Here is a 24,170-nt window from a genome sequence, read left to right as displayed (position 1 = left end):
CCGTGCACCGGCGCGTCCTCGGCCGCAGCACCGTGCCCGTCACCCGGCTGTCCTTCGGGGCGGCCGGCATCGGCAACCTCTTCACCGAGGTCACCGAGGACCAGGCACGGGCTGCGGTCGAGGCCGCCTGGGGCGCCGGGGTGCGCTACTTCGACACCGCCCCGCACTACGGCCTGGGACTCTCGGAGCGCAGGCTGGGCGAGGCGCTGCGGCAGTACCCGCGTGCGGAGTACGCCGTCTCCACCAAGGCCGGCCGGCTGCTCCGTCCCGTGGATCCGCCGCACGGCACCGACCTGGACAACGGCTTCGCGGTGCCCGCCGACCACCGGCGGGTCTGGGACTTCAGCGCCGCGGGGGTGCGCTCGTCCATCGAGCAGAGCCTGACCCGGCTCGGTCTGGACCGGATCGACATCGTCTATCTGCACGACCCGGACGACCATGAGCAGGCCGCGTTCGACACCGCCTACCCGGAGCTGGAGCGGCTGCGCGCCGAAGGCGTCGTGGGGGCGATCGGCGCCGGGATGAACCAGGCCGCGATGCTCACCCGGTTCGTCCGCGAGACCGATGTCGACGTGGTGCTGCTGGCCGGCCGGTACACCCTGCTGGACCAGGGCGGCCTTGCCGAGCTGCTGCCCGAGGCCGAGCGGCGGGGGGTGTCCGTCGTGGTCGGCGGCGCCTTCAACTCCGGTCTGCTCGCCGACCCCGCGCCCGGCGCGACCTTCGACTACACGGCCGCGCCCCAGGCGCTGCTGGAGCGGGCCCTGCGGATCAAGGCGGTCTGCGAGCGGTACGACGTCCCGCTGCGCGCCGCGGCCCTGCAGTTCCCGCTCGGCCACCGCGCGGTGGCCGGGGTGCTGGTCGGCACCCGCAGCGCCCACGAGGTCGAGGACGCCGCGGCGATGATCGAGCACCCGCTGCCCGACGCACTGTGGGCCGCGCTCAAGTCCGAGGGACTGCTCGAAGCGGACGTCCCGGTGCCCACGGCCGAAGGGCCGGCGTGATGCGCATCGCCCTCTTCATCACCTGCTTCAACGACACCCTCTACCCCGGCACCGGCCGGGCGGTCGTCAAGCTGCTGGAACGCCTCGGCCACACCGTGGAGTTCCCCCAGGCGCAGACCTGCTGCGGCCAGATGCACTTCAACACCGGCTACCGCCCGGAGGCGCTGCCCCTGGTCCGCGGCTTCGCCGAGACCTTCGCCGGGTACGACGCCGTGGTCACCCCCTCCGCGTCCTGCGCCGGCATGGTCCGCGACAACCACGCGGTGGTCGCCGAGCAGTACGGCGACGACGGCCTGCGCAAGGCCGTCGCCGAGGTGGCGCCACGGGTGTACGAGCTGACCGAACTGCTGGTGGACGTCCTCGGCGTGACCGACGTCGGCGCCCACTTCCCGCATCGCGTCACCTACCACCCCACCTGCCACTCCCTGCGGATGCTCCGGCTGGGCGACCGCCCGCTGCGGCTGCTGCGCGAGGTCCGCGGCATCGACCTGGTCGAACTGCCCCGGGCCGACTCCTGCTGCGGCTTCGGCGGGACCTTCGCGCTGAAGAACGCCGAGACCTCCACCGCGATGCTCGCCGACAAGATGCGCGGAGTGCTGGACACCGGCGCCGAGGTGCTGTGCTCGGCCGACAACTCCTGCCTGATGCACATCGGCGGCGGCCTCAGCCGGCTGCGCACCGGGGTGCGCGCCCTGCACCTGGCGGAGATCCTCGCGGCCACCGAAGGAGACGCCCGATGAGCGGAAAGGACCAGGCCCCGCACAATGTGGTCTGGCTGGGGGCGCCGTCCTTCCCGGAGGCCGCCCGCACCGCACTGGCCGACAGCGGGCTGCGCCGCAACCTCGGCAAGGCCACCGGGACCATCCGCGACAAGCGGCTCGCGGTCACCGGGGAACTCGCCGACTGGGAGCAGCTGCGCCAGGCCGGGGCCGCCCTCAAGCGCCGCACCCTTCGCCACCTCGACCGCTATCTGGTCCAGCTGGAGGAGTCCGTCACCCGGGCCGGCGGCACGGTGCACTGGGCGGCCGACGCCGCCGAGGCCAACCGGATCGTCACCGAGCTGGTCCGGGCCACCGGCTCCAACGAGGTCGTCAAGGTCAAGTCGATGGCCACCCAGGAGATCGGCCTCAACGAGGCGCTGGCGGCGGAGGGCATCGACGCCTTCGAGACCGACCTGGCCGAGCTGATCGTCCAGCTCGGCGACGACCGGCCGTCGCACATCCTGGTGCCCGCCATCCACCGCAACCGTGCGGAGATCCGGGAGATCTTCGTACGGGAGATGGGCCGCCGCGGCCGTCCGGCGCCCGAGGGGCTGTCCGACGACCCCCGGGCCCTGGCCGAGGCCGCCCGGCTGCATCTGCGGGAGAAGTTCCTGCGCGCCCGGGTCGCCGTCTCCGGCGCCAACTTCGCCGTCGCCACGGCCGGCACCGTCGGAGTGGTGGAGTCCGAGGGCAACGGCCGGATGTGCCTGACACTGCCGCAGACCCTGATCACGGTCATGGGCATCGAGAAGGTCCTCCCCGACTTCGCCGACCTGGAGGTCTTCCTCCAGCTGCTGCCGCGGTCCTCGACCGGCGAGCGGATGAACCCCTACACCTCGATGTGGACCGGGGTGACCGGGGGCGACGGCCCTCAGGAGTTCCACCTGGTGCTGCTGGACAACGGCCGCACCGCCACCCTGCGCGACACCGTCGGCCGCCAGGCGCTGGCCTGCATCCGCTGCTCGGCCTGCCTCAATGTCTGCCCGGTCTACGAACGCACCGGCGGCCATGCCTACGGCTCGGTCTATCCAGGCCCGATCGGAGCGGTGCTCACCCCCCAGCTGGTCGGGGTGGAGCACGCGGCCTCGCTGCCGTTCGCCTCCACCCTGTGCGGGGCCTGCTACGACGCCTGCCCGGTGCGGATCGACATCCCGCAGGTGCTGGCGCATCTGCGCGCCGAGGTCGTGGAGGCGAAGCGGCGCGGCAGCGCCGTGCCGTCGGCCGAGGCGCTGGCGATGAAGGCCGCGGGCACCGTACTGGGCTCGCCGCGCCGGCTCGCCCTCGCCCAGCGGGCCGCCGCCCTGGGCGGGCGGCTGCTGGGCCGCGGCGGGACCATCGGTACACTCCCCGGACCGCTGCGCCGCTGGTCGGCTGCCCGGGACACCCCCACGCCGCCCGCCGAGTCCTTCCGCAGCTGGTGGCAGCGGACCCGGGAAGACGGACCCGAGAAGGAGGCCGGCCATGACGGCCCGTGACATCGTGCTGGGACGGATCCGCGCCGCGCTGGCGGACGTACCGGACGACGAGACCCCCGCTGATGTACCGGTCCCGCGCGACTATCTGCGCAGCCACGCGGGGGCCGATGTGGTCGGGCTGTTCGCCGAGCGGGTCGCCGACTACCGGGCCCGGGTGGTCCGGACGAGCGCCGCCGACGCACCGGCGGCGATCGCCCGGATGCTCGGCGAGCAGCGGATCGCCGACCTGGTGGTCCCTCCCGGCTTCCCCGAGGAGCTGCTGCCCGAGGGCCCGTGGAACCGCCTCGACGACCAGGAGCCGCTGAGCGTCGCGGAACTCGACGCCGCCGGTGGTGTGCTGAGCACGGCCGCCGCTGCCATCGCGGTGACCGGCACCATCGTGCTGGACGCCGGACCCGGCCAGGGCCGGCGGGTGCTGACCCTGCTGCCGGACTACCACCTGTGCGTGGTGCGGGCCGACCAGATCGTCGGCGACGTCCCCGAGGCCCTCGCACTGCTCGATCCGGCCCGGCCGCTGACCTTTGTCTCCGGCCCCTCCGCCACCAGCGACATCGAACTCGACCGGGTCGAGGGCGTACACGGCCCGCGCACCCTCGACGTCCTGGTCGTCGACCGGGACCAGCCCCAGGAGGTGGGATGAGAATCGCCCTGCACACCAGGGTCCGCGCCGACCGGACCGAGGAGTACGAGCAGGCGCACCGCGAGGTGCCCGAGGAGCTGGTCGCGGCGATCCGGGCCGCCGGTGTCTCGTCCTGGACGATCTGGCGCAGCGGCACCGAGCTCTTCCATCTGCTGGAGTGCGAGGACTACGCCGCGCTCCTCGCCGAGCTGGAGCAGCTGCCCGTCAATGTCGCCTGGCAGGCCCGGATGGCCGAGCTGCTGGACGTCGTCCACGACTACTCCGCCGACGGGGCCGGGGCGGGGCTGCCGGTGGTGTGGGAGCTGTGAGCGTGCCGCCGGTCGTCGACGCCCACCACCATGTCTGGGACCTCGCGGTCCGCGACCAGGACTGGATCACCGGCCCCGAGCTGGCCCCGCTGCGGCGCAGCTTCGGCCTGGCCGACCTGGCCCCCGAGGCGGCGGCCGCCGGGGTGACCCGGTCCGTGCTGGTGCAGACCGTCACGGTCGCCGCGGAGACCCCTGAGTTCCTGCAACTCGCCGCGGACAGCGACCTGGTGGCCGGGGTCGTGGGATGGACCGACCTCACCGCCGTGGATGTCGCCGACACCCTGGCCCGGCTGCGGGAACTGCCCGGCGGCGGGTCGCTGGTCGGCATCCGCCACCAGGTGCAGGGCGAGCCGGACCCGCAGTGGCTGCTGCGGCCGGAGGTACTGAGGGGGCTGGCCGCGGTCGCGGAGGCGGGGCTGGTGTACGACCTGGTCGTGCTGCCGCACCAGCTCCCCGCCGCGGTCGCGGCCGCGGAGCGGCTGCCGCAGCTGACCTTCGTCCTGGACCACCTCGGCAAGCCGCCGGTCGCCGCCGGCGGCCTCGACCCCTGGTCGGCGGACATCCGCGCGCTGGCCGCGCTGCCCAACACGGCGGCCAAGCTCTCCGGGCTGGTGACCGAGGCCGACTGGGCGGGCTGGAGCTGCGCGCAGCTGCGGCCCTTCACCGATGCCGCGCTGGACGCCTTCGGCCCACAGCGGCTGATGTTCGGCTCGGACTGGCCGGTCTGCCTGCTGGCGGCCTCGTACGGGCAGGTGGCGGACGCCGCCCGGGAGCTCACCGCGGGCCTCGGCCCCGATGAGCAGGCCGCGGTCTTCGGGGGTACGGCCACCGCGGTCTACAGGCTGCCGGATCCTCAGGCGGACCTCCGGGGGGAGTGAGGGACGGCCCGCGGCCGCCCTCTCCTGCACAGCCGGCAATCGGGCCCGTTCTCTGCGCCACGGCGTGGGGGACGGGCCCGATGTGTTGTCAGGTCGCCTGTCACGTCCGGGCTTTCGTCCTCGGTCGGCAGGGCGGTGGTGCAGGCGGTACAGGTGCAGGCAGTACGAGTACAGGCAGTACGAGCACAGGCCCGGCGGTGCCCCGGGGCGTGGAGTACGCCCCGGGGCACCGCCGGGCCTGTTGCCGGTGGGGGCCCGCCGCCGCGGGCCCCCTGCTCGGCCGACTACTGCACGGTGACGGAGAGCGAGGCTGCCGCCGCCGGTGTGGCGGTGGCATCCGTGGCCGTCGCGGTGAGCGTGTGCTCCCCGGCGGCCAGCGCCTGCGTCCCCGAGCAGCTCCACACACCGGCGTCGGATGCCGTCGCCGTGCAGAGCGTCGTTCCGTCCGCCTTGACGGTGATCCGGGCGTCCGGCTCACTGGTTCCCGAGACCGTCGGGTCGGCAGCGACCGTGGCACCCGCCTCCGGCGAGGTGATGGTGACCGGCGGGGCGAAGTCGGTGACATTGGGGACACCGTCCCCACTGATCTTCACCACCACGCTGTGCACCGTCACCTGGCCGCCTCCGTTGCGCAGGCGGAAGTCGGCGGCGGAGTGCTGCTGGCCGCCGAAGTAGGCGTCCGAGGCACTCACCGTCGCGGTCTTCCAGGTGTTGGTCCCGGTCAGCGGAATGCTCGCGGTCGACTTGTACGGGTCCGAGGTGCCGTTGTCGTAGTGGACGGCGAACGAACCGTTGCCCTGGTCGTAGTACGCGATGGTGAAGGTCGCCGAGTAGTACCCCGCATGGGCGACGGAGTCGTCGATGTCGAAGTAGATGTTGCTGTTGGTGCTGGTGCGCGCCGTCAGGCCGTCGATCACCGACGCGGTCGTCGGGCCGTCGAAGCCGCCCGAGGGCCGCTCGTCCTCGCTCAGGCCGTAGGAGTGGTTGTCGGTTCCGACGACCGCACCGACCACGGCGGTGCCGGGCGGCAGATCGGAGGCGTCGAAGGCCAGCCCGGCCGAGGCGTCACTGACCAGTCCGCTCGGGTCGGCCACCGTCGCGGTGACGGTCTGCCGTCCCGGGGTGAGACCGTCGGCGGGGGCGCAGCTCCATGCACCGCTGTCGTCGGCCGTGGCGGAGCACACCGTGTCCGAGCCCTTGTGCACGGTCACGACCCCGTCCGGAATGGTCGTGCCCGAGATCGACGAGGCCAGCTTGACGGTGGCACCGCTGTGCGGGGTGGTGATCGCCGGCGCGGGCGGGAAGGCGTGCTGGTCGGCCACCCACGGCCCGGTGACGTTCACGCCGACGCTGTGCACCGTGATGTCGTTGCAGGCGTGCAGGCGCAGGTCCGTGCCCCCACGCTGCAGTCCGCCGAACCAGGCGCCGTCGACGGCGACCTGGGCCGTCTTCCAGGTCCCGGTGTCGGTCAGCGTGATGGTGCCCGCGACATGCTTGGGGTCGTTGGGCCCGGCGTCGTACTGCACCGAGATGTCGCCCTTGCCGCTGTCGAGGTAGGACACCGAGACCGTGGCGTCGTAGTCGCCGGTCGCCGCGATGTCGTTGTCGATGTCGAAGTACATGTCGTTGTCACCGCGTCCGGCGCCGGTCGTACGCGCCGTCAGCCCGTCGACCACGGAGGCCGTGGTGGTTCCGCCCGCGGAGGTGGTGTCGTCGACCTGGGTCAGGCCGTAGCCGTGGTTGGTGCCGCCGAGGACGGTGCCGACGGTGGCGCTGCCGGACCGGGCGGTGGCGTCCAGGCCGAGCTGCACGCCGCCGAGGTGCCGTGCCTGGGTGGGCGCGTTTCCGGTCACCTTGGCGAACGGCAGTGCCGTGGTGGGTGCGGAGACCTGCTGCACTAGGTACGAAGAACCGGCCTTCACCGGCACGTCCAGCAGGGCGTCGCTGCTCGCGGGCACCACCACCCGGCCGTTGTGGCCGTCGACGACCTCGACCTGCTGGCCGGCCCACGGGTTCTTCACCCGCAGCGTGCCGGTGGTGCCGGCCTCGATCGCGGCGGTGACCAGCTTGCCGCCCTGCATCTGGACGTCGACCTTGCTGTTGCCCTGGATCCAGACGCTGCCGCTGACGTCCCAGTCACTGGGCCACGCCGGGGCGAAGCGGACGATGCCGTCGTAGTCCTGCACGAGGGCCTCGTTGACCGCGGCCGCCACGCCGGACTGCTGCTCGATGTAGGGCTGGTACCCGACGGAGTTCCCCAGGTCGGCGAAGCCGTTGGGGTAGACCTGGTGCCCCTCGGTGATGGAGACCAGGCTGCTGCGCACCTCGGCGGCGTTCTGCAACCGGGCCGCGTCGATGGCGTCCATCGACCAGTCGTTGCCGCCCTTGTTGGGCCGGTGGGCGTAGCTGCGCTGCTCCAGCGCGAACAGGTTGCTGTCCTGGTCGCTGACCGTGTTCCACGGCCACAGCGGCTCCAGCTCGATGTTCTCGCCGTTGCGGCGCTGCGCCGCGGGCTCGTAGGAGATCGCGAGCATGTCGGTGCCGGTCGCGTCCGCGGCCTGGGTCTCGGCCTCGGTGTAGTGCGGGTTCAGCAGCGCCGTCCGGGTGGCCTGGTCGGTCCGCGGGTACGGCGGGATCTGGGTCTCGGCCTTGGTCACCTGCTGGACCAGGTCGGCGTCGGTGGTGCCGGCCGTGCCGAGCACCTTGGCCGCCTGCACGATGACCGGGAAGAGCGCGCGGTCCACCGCGATGTCGGTGGTGGGGTCCTGGACGGCCCACTGGGTCTCGTGGGCGTTGGCGTTGGCGTGCAGCAGGCCGTCGGCGCCGACGGTCTGGTAGGCCAGCTGGAACCGGATGGCCGACTTCATGAAGGGGAAGTACTTCCGCAGCATGGCGACGTCATTGGTGGCCTGGTACTGCTCCCACATGTAGAGCGCCACCTCGGGGCCGCTCGATATGTCCAGGGCGTTCCAGTTGGGCGAGCTGGCCTCACTGCAGTTGCCCGTCGCGACGTCGAGGCCGTTGCCGTTGAAGCGCATGGTCTCCGGCACGCAGGAGCCCGGGAGGCCGCCCATCGCCAGCTTGGTCCAGGCCTCGATCTCGTCCACGTCGTCCGCGTACATGTCGAAGATGGGCGTGTTCAGGGCGTAGTTCCCGGAACTCATGTTGGCCGAGATCTGGGTGCGCAGGTTCCAGAGCCAGTACGCCGAGGGCGTCCAGGTCTGGTTGTCCTTGGCCCAGGCGAACATGTCGGCCTCACCGGCCTGGCTGCCGGGGTAGATGCCCTTCTTCATCGACGCCGCCTCCGCGTAGAGGTACAGCGTGCGGAGGTTCTCGATGTAGGCGGCGCTGCCGTCCGCCGAGTCCGTTTCGATCAGACCGGAGTGCGTCCAGAAGGTGTTCCACCAGCTGTCCTGGGCGTCCATCAGCGTCGACTCGCGTGCGGTCGCGTCCTTGCCGAGGAGCGCGTCCGCGGTGGCGGCGGCGTCCCCGCCCGACCAGGCGGGCGAACCGACGACGACCCGGAAGGTCCCGTCGGCATGCGGTTTGAAGTCGACCTTCACCTGGGTGGGGCTCGCCACCGTGGTGTTCACCTTGCGGCCGTCGGCGGTGATGGCCGCCAGCGAGCCGAAGGTCTCCCCGCTCCCGATCGGCGGTGCGCCGTCCTTCCAGGTCTCGGCGAGCGTGCCGACGGTGCCGGAGACCGCGGCGGCCGGCTTGCGGCCGGACCAGAGGTTGATGGTGGCGGTCTGGGGGATGTCGGGGTTGGCGCCGGAGACGTCGACGATCAGTTCGTCCTTGGTCGCCGACACCCAGGCCTTCAACGACATGCCGCCGCCGGACTCCCGGAGCACACCGTCGGTGAGGTCCAGGTGGCCGCTGAAGTCGGCGGCGTGCGAGATCACCGACAGGCCGGGGATGTTGAGCTGCCCCGGCGACTTGCGGTCCGGCATGGTGTCCGAGCGGTTCAGCTGGGCGGTGAAGCCGCCCGCGGCCCAGGCCGCGACCCCCAGCGATCCATTGCCCAGCGGCATGGACGCGGTCGGGTCCAGGTTCGGCGATCCGAGCACGATGTCGGAACGGCTGACGACCCCGGTCGGGTCCAGGTGGAAGGCGCCGCCCTTCCAGGCGGTGGTGGTCTCCGTCGCCGCATCGGCGGCGGTGGGGTTGGTCAGGACGAGGCCTGCGAGTCCGGCGAGCAGCGCCGACCCGAGTGAGAGCCCGCGCCTGAACCGGCCCCTCCGGTAGTACGGAACGATCTGCACAATGCCCTCCAGAGCTGTGCGGCGGCAAAGAGAAAGGTGTCAGTGATCCGACGAATGCCGGATTTTCCCCGGCCCGGTACGGCAGTTGAGCCGAGCTGGGGTTGCTAACATCGGATGAATGTCGTTCTAGCACAGTCGTATCGACGGCGTGAAGACCTCTGACAGGGAGGCATGCGAACGTCATCCGACAGAGCCGAGACGGCGGCCCCGACGGCCTCAACGGCAGCGACAGTGGCCATGGCCTGGGAATCCGCCTGGCCCGCAGCTCCACCGGGGGAGCTTCGCCGCCGGGGGGCATCCGCCTGCGTGCGCATGGGCCGTTCCGCCGGATCCCCGCTCAGGCCATCGACAGATCGGATGAATCGCGGGTCAGGCGTCCCGGCCGGACCGAGGGGGCGGAGCCGACGCACCACCGGGCGGGAATCCTACGGTCGCCGCTCAGCCGGCCTTCCTCGGCCCGGTCGGCCGCGCCCGCTGAGCGGCCTGCACCGCCGGCGCCCGCCCCGGCGGCGCCCGCCGTGATCCGGTGGGGCCTGCCCGGCGGACGCAGCGCGTGGCGTGTTTGACCTCGAGTGGACTCCAAGGCGTACGGTCGTGAACGGCTTTGTCCGAGGTCATGGAACGTGGAGGTCGGCGTGCGGCTGGGCGTGCACATCACCAAGTTCAACCATCCTCAGGGACCGGCCGCCGTCGGCCCGGAGCTGGCCGCGGCGGGGGCCGCCGCGGAGGACGGCGGAATCGGCTGGATGTCGGTCATGGACCACTACTTCCAGATGGAGCACAACGGCGGCGCCGAGGAGGCGATGCTGGAGGCCTACACCACTCTCGGCCACCTGGCCGCGCGCACCAGCACTGTGCAGCTCGGCGTGCTGGTGACCGGTGTGACCTACCGTCACCCCGGTCTGCTGGCGAAGATCGCCACAACCCTGGACGTGCTGTCCGGCGGCCGTGCCACCCTCGGTATCGGGGCCGCCTGGTACGAGCGGGAGCACCAGGGCCTGGGCGTCCCCTTCCCGCCGCTGAGCGAGCGCTACGAGCGCCTGGAGGAGACCCTGCGCATCTGCCTCCAGATGTGGGACCCCGAGCAGAACGGCCCGTTCGAGGGCGCCCACTACCGACTGGCGGAGACCCTCTGTCTGCCGGGGCCGGTCAGCAGCCCGCACCCGGAGATCATGGTCGGGGGCGGCGGCGAGAAGAAGACCCTGCGCCTGGTCGCCCGCTATGCCGACGCATGCAATCTGTTCGCCTCCTCGCGCGCCGAGGTGGTCCACAAGCTCGCCGTCCTGGAGCAGCACTGCCAGGACGCGGGACGCGACCCCGCCGCCATCCGGCGGACCGTGGTCTACATGGGCGACGCCCTGGGCAGCGGCGATGTCGACGGCTTCGTCAAGGCCATGTCGGAGTACGCCGGACTCGGCATCGACACCGTGATGGTCTCCACGCCGCACGCCGAGGCCGCCCGCTGGATCGAGAACAGCTGCTCCCCCGCCGTCGGCCGGCTCGCCGAGATCGTCTGACGGTCCCGCCGGATCAGCCGTGCGCCGGCGGCCCGCCGCCCGGCCTGCGCGGCCTCACACGGGCCGGGCGACCCGCCCCGCGCCCCGACCGCACGCACACCCCGCTTCGGGGGCGTCGCCGTCGACGCCGGGCACCCCTGCGGCCGCGCGGTGCGCGGGCCGTTGCCGCCGGTCGGTGGCAGGCCCGGGCCGGCCACCGACCGGCGGTCACGGCTGCGGCGGCAGGCGCAGCCTGGCGAGGTCGGCGGGGACCGGCGAGGTCGGACGGAGAAAGGGCGGCGCGGGGCCGTCGGCGATGGCAGCGGGGGCGTCGGCGAGGTGGAACCGGTCGCGCAGGCGGGCGTAGAAGTCGGTGGGGCCCAGGCGGACCAGCCGCAGCGGTCGCAGTGCGGCATAGACGGCGACCCAGTCGCCGGGGTCGAGCACACCGCGGAGCTGCCCGTCGATGCTCACCGCCACCTGCCCGGAACGCGGCAGGACGCGGACCAGGACGGGCTCGTCGGGGGCCGCGACCAGGCTGCGGTTGAAGGGCATGTGCGGGGCCACCGGCGTGAAGACGATGGCATCCATGTGCGGGGAGAGAATGGGCCCCCCGGCGGCGAAGCTGTACGCGGTGGACCCGGTGGGGGTGGAGGCGATCACCGCGTCGGCGGAGTACGAGGCCAGCAGCCGGCCGCCGATGTAGACGGCGAGGCCGGCCTGCCGGTCGCGGGCCAGCTTCTCGAAGACCACGTCATTGACCGCGGTGACGTCCAGCGGAACACCCCAGTCGAGGTCCGCCGAGTCCGCCGGGTCCCCGGGCCGCACCCGGGGCGGCGGCAGGGCCGGCCCGCGACCGTAGCGCAGCAGCGCCTCCATGCCGGAGGGGATCTCCAACTGCCGTGAGGCACGCAGGGTGAGCGTCATGCGCTCCTCGATGAGTGCCTCGCCCTCGTGCACGGCTCGCAGGGCACGTTCGACGTCGTCCACGGCGACTTCGGTGAGAAAGCCCACCCGGCCCAGGTCGACACCCAGCACGGCGGCGTCACAGGCCTCGGCGATGCGCGCTCCGCGCAGGAACGTGCCGTCGCCGCCCAGGGTGACGACGAGGTCGGGGTCTCCGGCGGCCATCGCCTCCTCGTGGCTGCCGCGACGGGAGTGCTGGTCGCTCCACACGTCGATGTCGACACTGGAGATGCCGTGCGCCGCACACCACCCGTGTACGGTACGGGCCGCCGCCACGGCCGCCTCCCGGCCGCCGTGGACCACCACACCGATTCGCTTGACGGGCTTCAACTGCTCCTGCTCCTCTCGGTGCCGGCACTCCCCGCGGGTTCCAGCGGGCGCCGCATCGGTGCGGGCACAGCGCGGTCGGCGCCGATGACATCCACGCACCACGGCCCGCCGCCATACCATCACATATCCGCCCACACATGAACATACGGACCGCCCCGGACAGTGTGGACCGCGACGGCACCCGGCAGGCGTCGGCGACACGCGGAGCACTGCGCCCGGGCCGGAGCGCCGAGGTTTCGGTGGATACCGAGACGGCGCGAAGAGGGCCAATGCGAACGGCCCGGGTCCGATCCCGACATATCCGCAGGGGTTCCGGGCTGCGGGGTGAAGTGCTCTCCGAGGAGTGCCCCGACGAGCGGCGACCGCCGCCCCGGGGCGCTCGGCGGGGGTGCGGCGGGTCCGGCGGCCGTGGCTCCGCCGGCGGTCGCAACTGCTGCCGCGGGGGGCGCGACGACCTGACGGTCCGTCCGGAAGCGGTGTCGCGGGGGGCGATTCCGGCGTGGATGGAGCGGGCGCCGGCGGTCCGGGGTGTTGTCCCGGCCGGGCCCCGGGGCCGACGTCCAGGCCTGACCGGGCGTCACATCTCCCATCGGACGCCGGCGGCGGCCGGGCCTTTCGGGGCGGGCTCCGACGAGTGCTCACGGAGGCGCCGGGGCGCCTCGAAGGGGTGAGTCGAGGTGGGCGTAGACGCAGACAAAATTTTCCAGATGGAATAAAAGCGGGCCGCCCCAGGCGAGGTCGGCCAGCGATTCACTCCGTATGTCCGAAATTCTGACCCCACGGTACGCCAGATCACCCACCCGATCGGCGAGTTACGGTTAAGTAACGCCGTTTTTTCTTTCTTGACGCACCAAAAACACTGCCGACACACTCTCGTCATGCCGCACGGACCCCGTGCGGCGCCACCGCACTTCTGGAGGTACAGGGTGACGAGCCCCGCCGGGATCCCGCTGCCGGATCTCATCGGTGAGCAGACCCGCGCGGAGATCTTCGCCACCGTGCTCACCGCAGGGCCCGTCTCCCGCTCCCAGCTCGCCGAGCGTCTGGGCCTGGTGCCCTCCAGCGTGTCCCGGATGCTGCCGCCGCTGCTGGAGCACGGCTATCTGCACGAGACCGTCGCCGCGCCGCAGGGCCGGGGGCGACCCCAGCGCATGCTCCACGTCAACCCGGACAAGCACATCGTCGTCGGCATCAAGATCGGCCCCACCCAGATCTCCGGCGTGGTCACCGACATGGCCGCGAATGTGCTGGCCCGCGGTGAGGTGCCGATCGAGGACTGCGCCCCGCACACCGCGCTGACCGCCGCGGCCCGGTTGACCCTGGACCTCCTCGCCAGGGCGCCGCAGGGGGCCGGCCCGGTGCTCGGTGTCGGAGTCGGCGTCAGCGGCCATGTGGACTCGGCGACCGGGGTGTGCCGCTACTCCGCACTGCTCGACTGGACCAAGGTCGATGTGGCGGGGCCGCTGTCCGAGGCCACCGGCCTGATGGTGGCGGTCAACAACGACGTCAACACCCTGGTCGTGGCGGAGCACTGGTTCGGCCAGGGCCGTGGTGCGCACTCGCTCGCCGTCGTCACCGTCGGCGCCGGTGTCGGCTGCGGACTGCTGCTCGGCGGCAGCCTCTACTCGGGTGCCACCGGTATGGCGGGCGAACTGGGCCACCTGCCCATGGACCCGGCGGGCCCGATGTGCGGCTGCGGCCGGCGCGGCTGCCTAGAGGCCCTGGCAAGCGACCGGGCCGTCCTGCGCCATCTGCGGGACGCCGGTATCGACGACTGCACCACCATCGCCGACGCGGTCGGACTCGCCCGCGGTGACCGCTCGGCGGCCGGTACGACGGCGCGCGCGGCCTTCGCCGAGGTGGGCGCCGCACTGGGGCGCGGCCTGGCCGGGCTGTGCAATCTGCTCAACCTGGAAAAGATCATCATCGCCGGGGAAGGGGCCGCGGCCTACGACCTGTTCGGCCCGGCGATGACCGAGGCGCTGGAGGCCTACGCCTTCTCCGAGGCCGCTCGTGACTGCCGGGTCCTGGTGGACCCGGTCCAGCACGATCTCTGGGCACGCGGTGCCGCCTGCCTGGTCATCCGCGAAGCCGTACGCGCCGCCATCTCATAACGCCCGGCCGACCGGGACGTCCCGGTCCGATCGGACGTCCAGCCCATCTGACCCACATTCAAAGGTTTCGACGTGCCTCAGAACGACTCCAGCGCTGCCGCCGCATGGTGGCAGAACGCGGTGGTGTACCAGATATACCCGCGCAGCTTCGCCGACTCCGACGCGGACGGCATCGGCGACCTGCAGGGCATCATCGAGCACCTGGACCACCTGGCCCAGCTGGGCGCCGACGTGCTGTGGCTGTCCCCGGTCTACCCCTCCCCGCACGCCGACAACGGCTACGACATCAGCGACTACCAGGGCATCGACCCGCTCTTCGGCACGCTCGCCGACTTCGACCGGCTGCTCGCCGCGGTCCATGAACGCGGCATGAAGCTGATCATGGACCTGGTGGTCAATCACACCTCCGACGAGCACCCCTGGTTCACGGCCTCTCGCGACGGCGGCCCCACGGGCCCCAAGCGCGACTGGTACATCTGGCGTCCGCCCCGTCCGGGTGTGGAGCCCGGTACGCCCGGCGCGGAGCCCAACAACTGGGGGTCGTTCTTCTCGGGTCCGACCTGGACCCGCGACGAGGCGAGCGGCGAGTACTACCTGCATCTGTTCGCTCGTAAGCAGCCCGACCTGAACTGGGAGAACCCCGAGGTCAGGCAGGCCGTCCACGCCATGATGCGCTGGTGGCTGGACCGCGGGGTCGACGGCTTCCGGATGGACGTCATCAACCTGGTCTCCAAGGACCCCGCGCTGCCCGACGGCCCCGTGCCGCCCGGTGCACGCCACGGCGACGGAAGCGCGTCCTATGTCTGCGGCCCCCGGATCCACGAGTTCCTGGCCGAGATGCACCGGGAGGTCTTCGCCGGATACCCCCGCCGGCTGCTGACCGTCGGTGAGATGCCCGATGTCACCGTCGAGGAGGCGAGGCGCTTCACCGACCCCGCCAACCGGGAACTGGACATGGTCTTCCAGTTCGAGCATGTCTCCCTCGACTCCGGCCCCGGCGGCAAGTTCGACCCCCGTCCGCTGAGGCTGACCGACCTCAAGGCCAGCCTGGGGCGCTGGCAGACCGGCCTCGCCGGGACCGGCTGGAACAGCCTGTACTGGAACAACCACGACCAGGCCCGCGCGGTCTCCCGGTTCGGCGACGACAGCCCCGAGTACCGCACCCGGTCGGCCGCACTGCTGGCCACCGTGCTGCATCTGCACCGCGGCACGCCGTACGTCTACCAGGGCGAGGAACTGGGCATGGCCAACGCCCCGTTCACCGCCATCGGGGACTTCCGCGACATCGAGTCGCTCAACCACTACCGCGAGCAGGTCGCCGCGGGCGCCGACCCGGAGCAGGTGCTGACCGCACTCCGGGCCCGCAGCCGGGACAACGCCCGTACCCCCATGCAGTGGGACGCCACCGACCACGGCGGCTTCACCACCGGCACCCCCTGGATCGCGGTCAACCCCGACCACCGCACGGTCAACGCCAAGGCCCAACTCGCCGACCCCGGTTCGGTCTTCCACCACTACCGGCGTCTGATCGAGCTGCGGCACACCGAACCCGCCGTCACCCATGGCGACTTCCGCATGCTCCACCCCGACGACGAGCGGATCTACGCCTTCACCCGTCACCACGCGGCCGGCGGCACCGAGCTGCTGGTCCTCGCCAACGTCAGCGGCGAGCCCGTGGAGACCACCGTCCCCGACGGCTGGGCCGGCACCGAGACGCTCCTCACCAATGTCGCCGACGCCGCCCCGCTGACCAGCCCGCACACCCTTCAGCCCTGGGAAGCGCGCATCCACCGTCGCGCCGCCTCCTGACCCGCCCTCCACCTCCGCAACCACCGAAGGAACACCCGTGTCCAAGTCCCCCGCGCCGTCCCGCTCCCGCAGATCCCCCCGCATCCTGATCGCCGCCGCCTCCCTGGCGCTGCTGGCACCGCTGACCGCCGCCTGCGGCAGCTCCGGCGGTGGTGCCGAGGACGGCAAGACCCTGCACCTGTGGCACTACGAGGCCCAGGACAGCGCCCTGGCCAAGGCCTGGAACGCGGCCATCGACACGTTCAAGAAGACCCACCCCGGGGTCAAGGTGGTCTTCGAGCAGAAGACCTTCGACCAGATCCAGCAGAACGCCGGCATGATCCTCAACTCCGACAAGGCGCCCGACGTCATGGAGTACAACAAGGGCAACGCCACCACCGGCCTGCTGGCCAAGCAGGGCCTGCTCACCGACCTCACGGCCGTCGCCAAGCAGCGCGGCTGGACCGACAAGATCAGCCAGAGCGTCTCGGTCACCGCCCGCTACAACAGCAAGGGCGAGATGGGCGGCGACAAGTGGTACGGCATCCCCAACTACGGTGAGTTCGTCCTCACGTACTACAACGACGACCTGTTCAAGAAGTACAACATCGCGAAGCCCACCGACTTCAAGAGCTTCGAGGCGGCGCTGGCGGCGTTCAAGAAGGCCGGCATCACCCCGCTGGCCAACGCGGGCAACGACCACCCGGCCATGCACTGGCTCTACCTGCTGGCGCTGTCCCAGGCGGACGACAAGTGGCTCAACGACTACCAGCTCTACCAGGGCAAGGTCGACTTCCACGGTCCCGAGTGGACCTACGCCGTCAACAAGTACAAGGAGTGGCTCGACAAGGGCTACTTCGACAAGAACGACGTCGGCCTCAAGGGCAACGACATGACGGAGCAGTTCGTCTCCCAGAAGCGGCCGATCATGGTCGGCGGCAACTGGTGGTTCGGCGGCCTCACCACCGACATCAAGAACTTCACCTGGTCCACCGCCCCCTACCCGGGCAGTGAGAAGACCCTCGGCGCCGGCGGCAACAACTGGGTCATCCCCACCAAGGCCAAGAACAAGAAGCTGGCCGAGGACTTCATCGACATCACCATGTCCCCGGAGATCCAGAAGCTCATCGGCGAGGACGGCAACGTGCCCCTGGCCGTGAAGCCGGAGGACATCTCCAACCCCGAGTCCCGCAGCCTCATCACGGCGTTCAACCAGTACCAGAGCCGCAACGGCCTGGCCTTCTACCCCGACTGGCCGGTGCCCGGCTACTACGACACCCTCATGGCCGCCACCCAGAACCTGATGAACGGGGCCTCCGCCGGCTCCGTCCTGGACCAGCTCGCCGCGCCCTACGACAAGTACATCGCCACCCGGCACTGAGGCTCCCGCCCGGCCCCGGCCGGCAGTCGCACCAGGGGCGGCGGTCCCGCAAGGGGCCGCCGCCCAGCCCCTCAAGGAGCATCCGTGAAAACCACCCACCGATCACGGCACCGGACCCGTGGCTACACCCTCTTTCTCGCACCGGGGCTGCTGCTGAGCCTGCTCTTCCTCGCCGTGCCGCTGGTGATGACGTTCTACTTCAGCCTCACCTCCTGGCAGGGCATCGGCAGCCCCGTCTTCACCGGCCTGGACAACTACGCGAACCTGCTGCACGACGCGGACTTCTGGGCGTCGTTCCGCAACATCGCCCTGGTGATCGTCGGCATCGCGGTCGTACCCACCCTCCTGGGCCTCTTCCTGTCCTCGCTGCTCTTCGACTACATCGGCAAGAAGCACGGCGACCGGGTCGTCAACCTCTTCCGCGCCGGCCTGTATCTGCCCCAGGTCATCCCGGTCGCCGTCTCCGGCCTGATGTGGGGGTGGATCCTCGCCCCCGAGGGCGCCGTCAACAGCCTGCTGGGCAAGGTCGGGCTGGGAGGGCTGGCGGCCAACTGGCTGGGCGACCCCCATCTCGCGCTGTGGACGGTGCTGGCCGTCCTGGTGTGGATGCAGCTGGGCTACCCGCTGGTGCTGTTCCTGTCCGGACTGCAGCGCATCGACCCGGAGCTGTACGAGGCGGCCGCCCTGGACGGTGCCTCGTGGTGGCAGCGGTTCGTCCGGATCACGGTGCCCCTGCTCCGCCCCGAGGTCTATGTCGTCCTGGTCACCACCACCATCGCCGGTCTCAAGGTCTTCGCCCAGATCTTCGTCCTGACCGGCGGCGGACCGGGGAACGCGACGCTGGTCCCCTCCTACTTCGCCTACCAGAACTTCTTCGAGCGCGCCGATGTGGGCTACGGCTCGGCGATCTCCAGCACCATCACCGTGCTGGTCCTGGTCATCGCCGCCTCGTTCCTGACCCGCCAGGCCCGCGAGGACGGATGACCCCATGAGCACCGACACCAGCACCGCGGCCGCCGCGGGCACACAACCCGGCGGCGGGACCGCCGTGCAGGGGCACCCGGGCCGGCTGAAGCCACGGGCCTCCCGGCCGCGCCGCGGCCCGGCGTCCTACGCCACCGTGTCCGCGGTCGCCGTCTTCGTCCTGGCCTTCCTCGCCCCGTTCCTGATCATCCTGGTCAACGCCTTCAAGACCAGCGCCGACTACCGCTCCCACGGCACCCTGTCCCTGCCCAGCTCCTGGAACTGGGGGATCCTCCAGGACGTCTGGCAGCGCGTCGACTTCACCCAGAAGCTGCTCAACAGCGTCGAGACCAGTCTCGGCGTGGTCGTCATCGCCGTCGTCCTCGCCCTGTTCAACGGATACGCCCTGGGGATCGGCCGCATCCGCTGGCGTACCGCGTTCCTCGTCTTCTTCCTGGGCGTGAACGTGCTGCCCCAGGAGGGGCTGGTCTACCCCGTCTACTACCTGTTCAAGGAGCTGGGGCTCTACGACTCCAAGCTCGGCTACACGCTGCTGGTCGGGGTCACCTACAGCGCCTTCGGCACCTATCTGCTCTCCTCGGTGTACGCGAGCTTCCCCCGTGAGTTGATCGAGGCGGCCTCGCTGGACGGCGCGGGGCGCTGGACCATCCTGTGGCGTGTGATCCTGCCGATGAGCTGGCCCACGCTCTCCGTGATGTGCATCTTCTTCTTCGTCTGGAGCTGGAACGAGTTCCTCTACCCGCTCGTCCTGCTCATCTCCAACGAGAACCAGACCGTCCCCCTGGGACTCGCGGGCATGCAGGGCCAGTACACCAGCGATCCCACGGCCATGAGCGCCGCCGCCCTGCTCGGTGTGATCCCCATGGTGGTCTTCTTCCTGCTGTTCCAGCGTTCCCTCACCCGCGGGCTCACCGCCGGCGCGGTCAAGTAACCCGCCGCCCCGCTCCCCGGGCAGCCCCGGATCCGGCCAGGCAACGCCTCCCGCCGCCGGATCCGGGGCTCAGGGCTTCTCCGAACGGTTCCCGCCCGCCGGGCGACGCCCGGCGCGGCTCATGGGGTGGGCGCCGGCCTCAGGTGCGCACGGCCTCCCGGATGACGAGGCAGGCCGCACCCCGTGCCCACATGTCGTCGCGGACCGGGTTCACATGGACGGTGCAGTGGCGCGCCGCGTCGGAGAAGGCATGCGAGTGGAAGGCCTCCGTCATCGCCGGACCGAACAGGTCGTAGGCGACCGCTCCCTCACCCGCGATGACGATCTTCCCCACATTGAGCAGATTGCACAGCCCGGCCAGCCCCCGCCCCAGCGCGGTGCCCGCCTCGGCGAACGCGGCGCGGGCCACAGCACGTGGCATCGGGGACCCCTCGCGGGCCAGCGCGGCGGCTTCGCCGACGGTGGCGCAGCCGGAGAGCCCCGCGTCATGGATGTGCCTGAGCACCGCCCGGTCCCCGGCGAGCGACTCCAGGCAGCCTCGGCTGCCGCAGCTGCACATCGGCCCCGCCGGATCCAGCGGAAGATGGCCGAACTCCCCCGCCATTCCGCCGGAACCGCAGAACAGCTCCCCGCCCAGCACCAGACCGCAGCCGATGCCGGGGCCGACCGTCACCACGGCGAACGAGTCTGCGCCCCTGCCGTGACCGAACCAGTGCTCGGCCACGGCAAGGGCGTTGACGTCGTTGTTCGCGATCACGGGCAGTCCGGTGGCGGCGGACACCGGATCCGCGACGTCCACCCCGTCCCAGTCGAGCAGCGACGAGTACAGGCAGACGCCGCCGGCGGGGTCCACATGGCCGCCGAGGCCGATCCCGACGCCGAGCGCACGGTCCCTGCCGTCCGGCACCTGCCGGAGCAGCCGCTCGGTGAGGGCCGATGCGGCGGCCAGGGCGGTGGCCGGCGTGCAGTCGGCGATCGGCGCCTCGTCCCGGGCCAGTACCTGCGCGGCGAGGTCGGTGACCACGCCGGAGACCAGGCTGGGGCCGATCTTGAGGCCGACCACCAGGTGCCGTTCGGCATTGACCTCCAGCATGCGCCGCGGACGCCCGCGCCCCTGGGGCGGGGCGTCCGTCTCCCGCAGGTAGTCGTGTTCGAGCAGCGGGGGCAGCACCCGTGTGATCGTGGAGGGGACGAGGCCCAGGCGTTCGGAGAGGGCGGTGCGGGAGATGGGCCCCTCGGTCAGGACCAGGGCGAAGATCTCGGATCTGGTCCGCTCCCCGGCCAGGTCCGCGAACTCGATCCGTGGCCCCATCGCCACACCCCCACTCTCCCGCGGTTCAGTTGACGTTGATGATTATCAACTGAAATCCGCTCAGACGTTGAGTTCGATGTAGTTGAGATTGATCGCCCCGGTGTCCGAGCCGGTGCGGCCGATGGTGATCAGGTTGACGCCCGCGGCGAGCTGGACGCTTCCGGTGACGGTGGACCAGGTGTCCCAGTCGGCGAGTCCGGGGAAGGACACCTGGAACGGGCCGCTGACCTGCGTGCGGTCCTCCCGCTGCACCGACACCGTCATGCTGCTGGTGGCTCCGGTGGCGTTGGCGTAGCGGTAGCCGACGGTGTAGGTGCCGGCCGAGGGGGCCTGCACCGCGAAGGTCACCGTGGGGCCCTCGCTGCCGGCCTCCAGCTTGTCGACGAAGCCCATGCCTGCGCAGCCGGTGTGGTTGTTGTTGAAGTGCGCGCCGCCGCCCCAGGCCGCGAAGGCCGCGTGGTAGCGCTTGGTGGCCGCGGACGGGACCACCTTGACCAGCTTGCAGGCGTGCGGCGCCAGGGAGGCCGAGACGCTGGTGCCGCTGCCCTGGTCGGTGCGGGTCCACAGGTCGCGCACGCTCGCCGAGCCGGAGATGCCCAGCAGACCGGCGAAGTCGACGGTCCTGGTGACCGTGTCGGTGTCGTTGCGGTTGAACAGCGCCACCACCCAGGAGCCGTCCGGGAGCTGTCCCGCCCAGCGCTCGGTGTCGCGCGAGGCGCCGTCCTGCGAGTACGGGGTGCCGTTGTAGAAGACCGGCTTGCCCACCAGTCCCTGGTTGTGGACGGCCAGCACCTCGGGGTTGGTGTACGCCCAGCCGTTGCCGCCGATGGTGCTGTGCAGGTCCGAGATGGCCAGCGGCGATCCCGCAATGGTCATCAGGGAGATGGCGGTGCGCCGCTCGTCGTCGCTGGCGAAGGTGTTCATCATCAGGAAGTCGCCGTCGAGGATGAGCTGGCCGCGGCCCGATCGGTGCGCCCACCCGGTGAAGCCGCTGAACGGGTTGAACCAGTCGGGCCAGGCGTTCTGCCAGCTCTGCCGGCCGCCGCTCAGCCGGTCCCAGCCGCCGTGGTCGGCATCGGCGTTGATACGCACCATGTCGCCGTACTTGATCTCGTTCTGGGCGTCGTTGAAGAGGTGCGGCATCACCAGCGAGAGCTCGATGCCGTCACCGGCCGCCTCGTGCATCCACTGCAGGGCCGTCTCGTAGTTTGCGCTGCCGTGGGCGGCGTTCACGGTGCCGATGCCCGCGTCGGTGCCGGTCTCGTACCAGGACAGGAAGTCGATCCGCAGATAGGTGACGCCCAGGCTCTTGAAGTAGTCGACGTACCCCTGGATGTACTCCTTGGCGCCCGGCTTGGTGACGTCCACCCAGTACTGGTCGTTGAAGCCGACGTCCACGCCGAAGATGTCGCCGGGGGTGACGATGTCGGCGACCTTGATGTCGGGGCGGCCCACCACGGTGTACGAGGGGTCGGCGACCACGTCCGCGTGGACCCACAGCGGGTTGTGGTAGACGCCGAGGGTCATGCCCCGGGCGGCGAGGTAGTTCACCCAGTACGACCAGTCGTGCTGCCACTCGTCGTCGAAGGTGGTCCGGTAGCCGTTCGCGGTGAACCTGGTGCAGGCGCCCCAGCCGTCGGTGCAGGCCATCGTGTAGCCCTGGGGGGCGAAGTCGGCGGCCAGCCAGTCGATGTTGGCCTGCCACTCGGCCTCGGGGATGGGCGCGTTGTTGGGGAAGGACCAGCCGTAGATGTTCCAGTACAGCGGGCCGGTGCCCTTGCGGGTGTAGATGCTGTTGCGGCTGGTGACCGGCAGCGCCGCGGCGGCTGCGAGGGCGGCGGCACCCATCGGCGCAGCGGCCAGGGCGGAGGGCGCCGGGGCCAGGAGCACTCCTGCCGTCGCGGCTCCGAAGCCGGTTATGAGGGATCGCCGGGAGATCGCCATGGGGGGCTCCGTCCAGGGTGGGTCCGGGGCCTCGTCACCCCGGTTACGTGCGGATGACGGGAGTGTGTCGCAGGTTATTTTTTGCGTCAATGAAGTAAGGGTGACTTTTCATCAGTCAGCATCGTCAGGAGAGGCTGGCATGTCAGCACGTGAGGCGGTTTCGACCGCGCCGAGCGCCGTGGGCGCCAGGCGTAAATACTTGCCCAACGAATGAAAAGATGGGCGCAGGGACGGTCCCGGACGGGTCGGGGCGCACCCCACCCCGGGCCCGTCCGCCGTGCACCGTCCGCCGTCCGCCGCGGCGGAGGCGATGTCAGCCCGCGGCCGCGTCGGTCAGGGTGCGAAGCGACGACAGGACGCCATGGCGGAGCATGGTGGCAGCGGCTCCCCGGGCCCAGTTCTCGTCGGGCTGAGGGCGCACCAGCAGCGTGCAGTCACGCGCCGCGGTGGAGAAGGCGCTGCGCTCGACCTCCTCGCGCAGGGCGTCGATGAACAGGTCCGAGGCCGCCAGACCCTCACCGGAGAGGATCAGCAGCGGCGGGTTGACCAGGTTGAGCAGGGTGGCGATCGCGCGGCCCAGCGCCGCACCGGCCTGGGTGAAGGCCCTTCTGGCGACCGGGTCTCCCGCATGGGCGAGGGTCGCGACCTGGGACACCCTGGTGATCCGCGGCCCTCCGGCATCGGCCACGGCCCGTACGATCGCCTCGTCACCCGCCACACTCTCCAGGCAGCCTCGCTTCCCGCAGTGGCACTCGGGCCCGTCGGGAGCGACGATCACATGGCCGAACTCGCCGGCGATGCCACTGGCGCCGTGCCACAGGCGCCCGTCGAGGACCAGCGCACACCCGATGCCGGTGCCGACGGTGACGACCAGGAAGCTGGGGAAGGCACTCCCGGCGCCGAACCACTGCTCGGCGACGGCGAGGGTGTTCACATCGTTCTCGATGACGACGGGCAGCCCGAGCCGTTCCGAGACCAGCTGCCGCAGCGGCACCTCACGCCAGTCGAAGAAGGGCGACCGGTGCAGCACACCGGCCGGCCCGTTGACATGGCCGCCCAGGCCGATGCCGACGCCCAGCAGACGCCCGTCGGGCACCGGACAGCGGTCCAGCAGCACCCGGGTGGTCTCCTCGATCGCCGCCAGGCCTCCGGCAAGGCTGTGGTCGTCGAACTTCAGCCGGTGCGAGGACTGCACCTGGGCCTGGAGGTCCACGACCACCCCGACGATCTCGGAGTTCATCAGCTTGAGGCCGACCGCGTAGTGCCGGTCGGGGTCGATCGCCAGCGGGATCTGCGGACGGCCGGGCACACCGCCCTCCGGGTCCTGCTCGACCAGGTACCCGTGGTGCAGCATCGGCCGGACGAGTTTGGTAACGAGGGCGGGCGAGAGACCGGTCGACCGGGCGACGTCGCGGCGCGACAGAGGTCCCCGGGTGAGCACGGTCTCGAAGAGCGCGCTCAGATGGTGCTCCCGCGAGCCGCCGGCACGCGGATCACCGCTCCCGGTCCGGGTCGGCGGTTCCGTGGTCGTCATGGCGCGGCCCCTCGCTCGAAGTATGACGGAGCGTAGGAGAATTAATTTCCACCGTCAAGCAA

At 71.2% G+C, this 24,170-nt stretch carries 17 protein-coding genes; 12 read left to right on the top strand and 5 right to left on the bottom strand.

The annotated features are described in order from the left end of the window. Positions 1-2: 2 nt before the first annotated feature. Genes AB0761_RS33055 through AB0761_RS33030 form a run of 6 tightly spaced genes read left to right on the top strand, consistent with a single transcriptional unit; the run spans position 3 to position 5,063 of the window. Entirely contained in the window at positions 3-1,001 is a 999-nt protein-coding gene (locus tag AB0761_RS33055) for an aldo/keto reductase (protein ID WP_377272921.1), read from the top strand. Then, a complete protein-coding gene (locus AB0761_RS33050; protein WP_377272920.1) occupies positions 1,001-1,741 on the top strand; it encodes a (Fe-S)-binding protein in 741 nt (246 codons plus the stop codon). Before AB0761_RS33055 ends, AB0761_RS33050 begins: the two co-directional genes overlap by 1 nt. Continuing rightward, the gene (locus AB0761_RS33045) at positions 1,738-3,237 is read left to right on the top strand and encodes a lactate utilization protein B (RefSeq protein WP_377272919.1); all 1,500 of its coding nucleotides are present in this window, start codon (positions 1,738-1,740) and stop codon (positions 3,235-3,237) included. The genes AB0761_RS33050 and AB0761_RS33045 overlap by 4 nt, the downstream gene beginning before the upstream one ends. Then, on the top strand, positions 3,224-3,877 hold the full coding sequence (locus AB0761_RS33040; RefSeq protein ID WP_377272918.1) for a lactate utilization protein C: 654 nt from the start codon (positions 3,224-3,226) through the stop codon (positions 3,875-3,877). The genes AB0761_RS33045 and AB0761_RS33040 overlap by 14 nt, the downstream gene beginning before the upstream one ends. Continuing rightward, positions 3,874-4,185 carry an L-rhamnose mutarotase gene (locus AB0761_RS33035; protein ID WP_377272917.1) on the top strand — a complete coding sequence of 104 codons (312 nt, stop codon included), beginning with the start codon at positions 3,874-3,876 and terminating at the stop codon, positions 4,183-4,185. Before AB0761_RS33040 ends, AB0761_RS33035 begins: the two co-directional genes overlap by 4 nt. Then, complete coding sequence (locus AB0761_RS33030) at positions 4,182-5,063, top strand: amidohydrolase family protein (protein ID WP_377272915.1); 882 nt, start codon at positions 4,182-4,184, stop codon at positions 5,061-5,063. Before AB0761_RS33035 ends, AB0761_RS33030 begins: the two co-directional genes overlap by 4 nt. 284 nt (positions 5,064-5,347) lie before the next feature. Here AB0761_RS33030 and AB0761_RS33025 read toward each other — a convergent pair whose 3' ends face one another. Then, a complete protein-coding gene (locus AB0761_RS33025) occupies positions 5,348-9,328 on the bottom strand; it encodes an Ig-like domain-containing protein (RefSeq protein ID WP_377272914.1) in 3,981 nt (1,326 codons plus the stop codon). Between the two features lie 635 nt (positions 9,329-9,963). Here AB0761_RS33025 and AB0761_RS33020 point away from each other — a divergent pair. Then, complete coding sequence (locus AB0761_RS33020) at positions 9,964-10,845, top strand: LLM class F420-dependent oxidoreductase (protein ID WP_377274460.1); 882 nt, start codon at positions 9,964-9,966, stop codon at positions 10,843-10,845. Positions 10,846-11,052: 207 nt separating this feature from the next. On the opposite strand, the gene AB0761_RS33015 is transcribed toward AB0761_RS33020, so the two are convergent. Continuing rightward, positions 11,053-12,120, bottom strand: a complete 1,068-nt coding sequence (locus AB0761_RS33015; protein ID WP_377272913.1) for an NAD(+)/NADH kinase — start codon at positions 12,118-12,120, stop codon at positions 11,053-11,055. A 926-nt stretch (positions 12,121-13,046) separates the two neighbouring features. Here AB0761_RS33015 and AB0761_RS33010 point away from each other — a divergent pair. From AB0761_RS33010 to AB0761_RS32990, 5 genes are all read left to right on the top strand, one after another. After that, positions 13,047-14,234: an ROK family protein gene (locus AB0761_RS33010; protein WP_377272912.1), complete on the top strand. Its 1,188-nt coding sequence runs from the start codon at positions 13,047-13,049 to the stop codon at positions 14,232-14,234. Between the two features lie 72 nt (positions 14,235-14,306). After that, the gene (locus tag AB0761_RS33005) at positions 14,307-16,043 is read left to right on the top strand and encodes an alpha-glucosidase (RefSeq protein WP_377272910.1); all 1,737 of its coding nucleotides are present in this window, start codon (positions 14,307-14,309) and stop codon (positions 16,041-16,043) included. A gap of 37 nt (positions 16,044-16,080) precedes the next feature. Beyond that, positions 16,081-17,403, top strand: coding sequence for an extracellular solute-binding protein (locus AB0761_RS33000; protein ID WP_377272909.1), 1,323 nt, complete (start codon positions 16,081-16,083; stop codon positions 17,401-17,403). A gap of 84 nt (positions 17,404-17,487) precedes the next feature. Beyond that, complete coding sequence (locus tag AB0761_RS32995; protein WP_377272907.1) at positions 17,488-18,387, top strand: carbohydrate ABC transporter permease; 900 nt, start codon at positions 17,488-17,490, stop codon at positions 18,385-18,387. A 4-nt stretch (positions 18,388-18,391) separates the two neighbouring features. Continuing rightward, positions 18,392-19,318 carry a carbohydrate ABC transporter permease gene (locus tag AB0761_RS32990; protein ID WP_377272906.1) on the top strand — a complete coding sequence of 309 codons (927 nt, stop codon included), beginning with the start codon at positions 18,392-18,394 and terminating at the stop codon, positions 19,316-19,318. Between the two features lie 139 nt (positions 19,319-19,457). Here the strand turns inward: AB0761_RS32990 and AB0761_RS32985 are convergent, their stop codons facing one another. The 3 genes from AB0761_RS32985 to AB0761_RS32975 all read right to left on the bottom strand — a co-directional run bounded on the left by AB0761_RS32985 (position 19,458) and on the right by AB0761_RS32975 (position 24,108). Then, the gene (locus AB0761_RS32985) at positions 19,458-20,630 is read right to left on the bottom strand and encodes an ROK family protein (protein WP_377274458.1); all 1,173 of its coding nucleotides are present in this window, start codon (positions 20,628-20,630) and stop codon (positions 19,458-19,460) included. 60 nt (positions 20,631-20,690) lie between these two features. Then, the gene (locus AB0761_RS32980) at positions 20,691-22,574 is read right to left on the bottom strand and encodes a carbohydrate-binding protein (RefSeq protein ID WP_377272905.1); all 1,884 of its coding nucleotides are present in this window, start codon (positions 22,572-22,574) and stop codon (positions 20,691-20,693) included. A 313-nt stretch (positions 22,575-22,887) separates the two neighbouring features. Beyond that, positions 22,888-24,108: an ROK family protein gene (locus tag AB0761_RS32975; RefSeq protein ID WP_377272904.1), complete on the bottom strand. Its 1,221-nt coding sequence runs from the start codon at positions 24,106-24,108 to the stop codon at positions 22,888-22,890. Positions 24,109-24,170: the final 62 nt, after the last annotated feature.

This window comes from Peterkaempfera podocarpi (assembly GCF_042466665.1).
Lineage (GTDB): Bacteria > Actinomycetota > Actinomycetes > Streptomycetales > Streptomycetaceae > Peterkaempfera > Peterkaempfera podocarpi.
The sequence above is the reverse complement of the archived record's forward strand: the minus strand, read 5'-3'. Positions and strand labels throughout refer to the sequence as shown.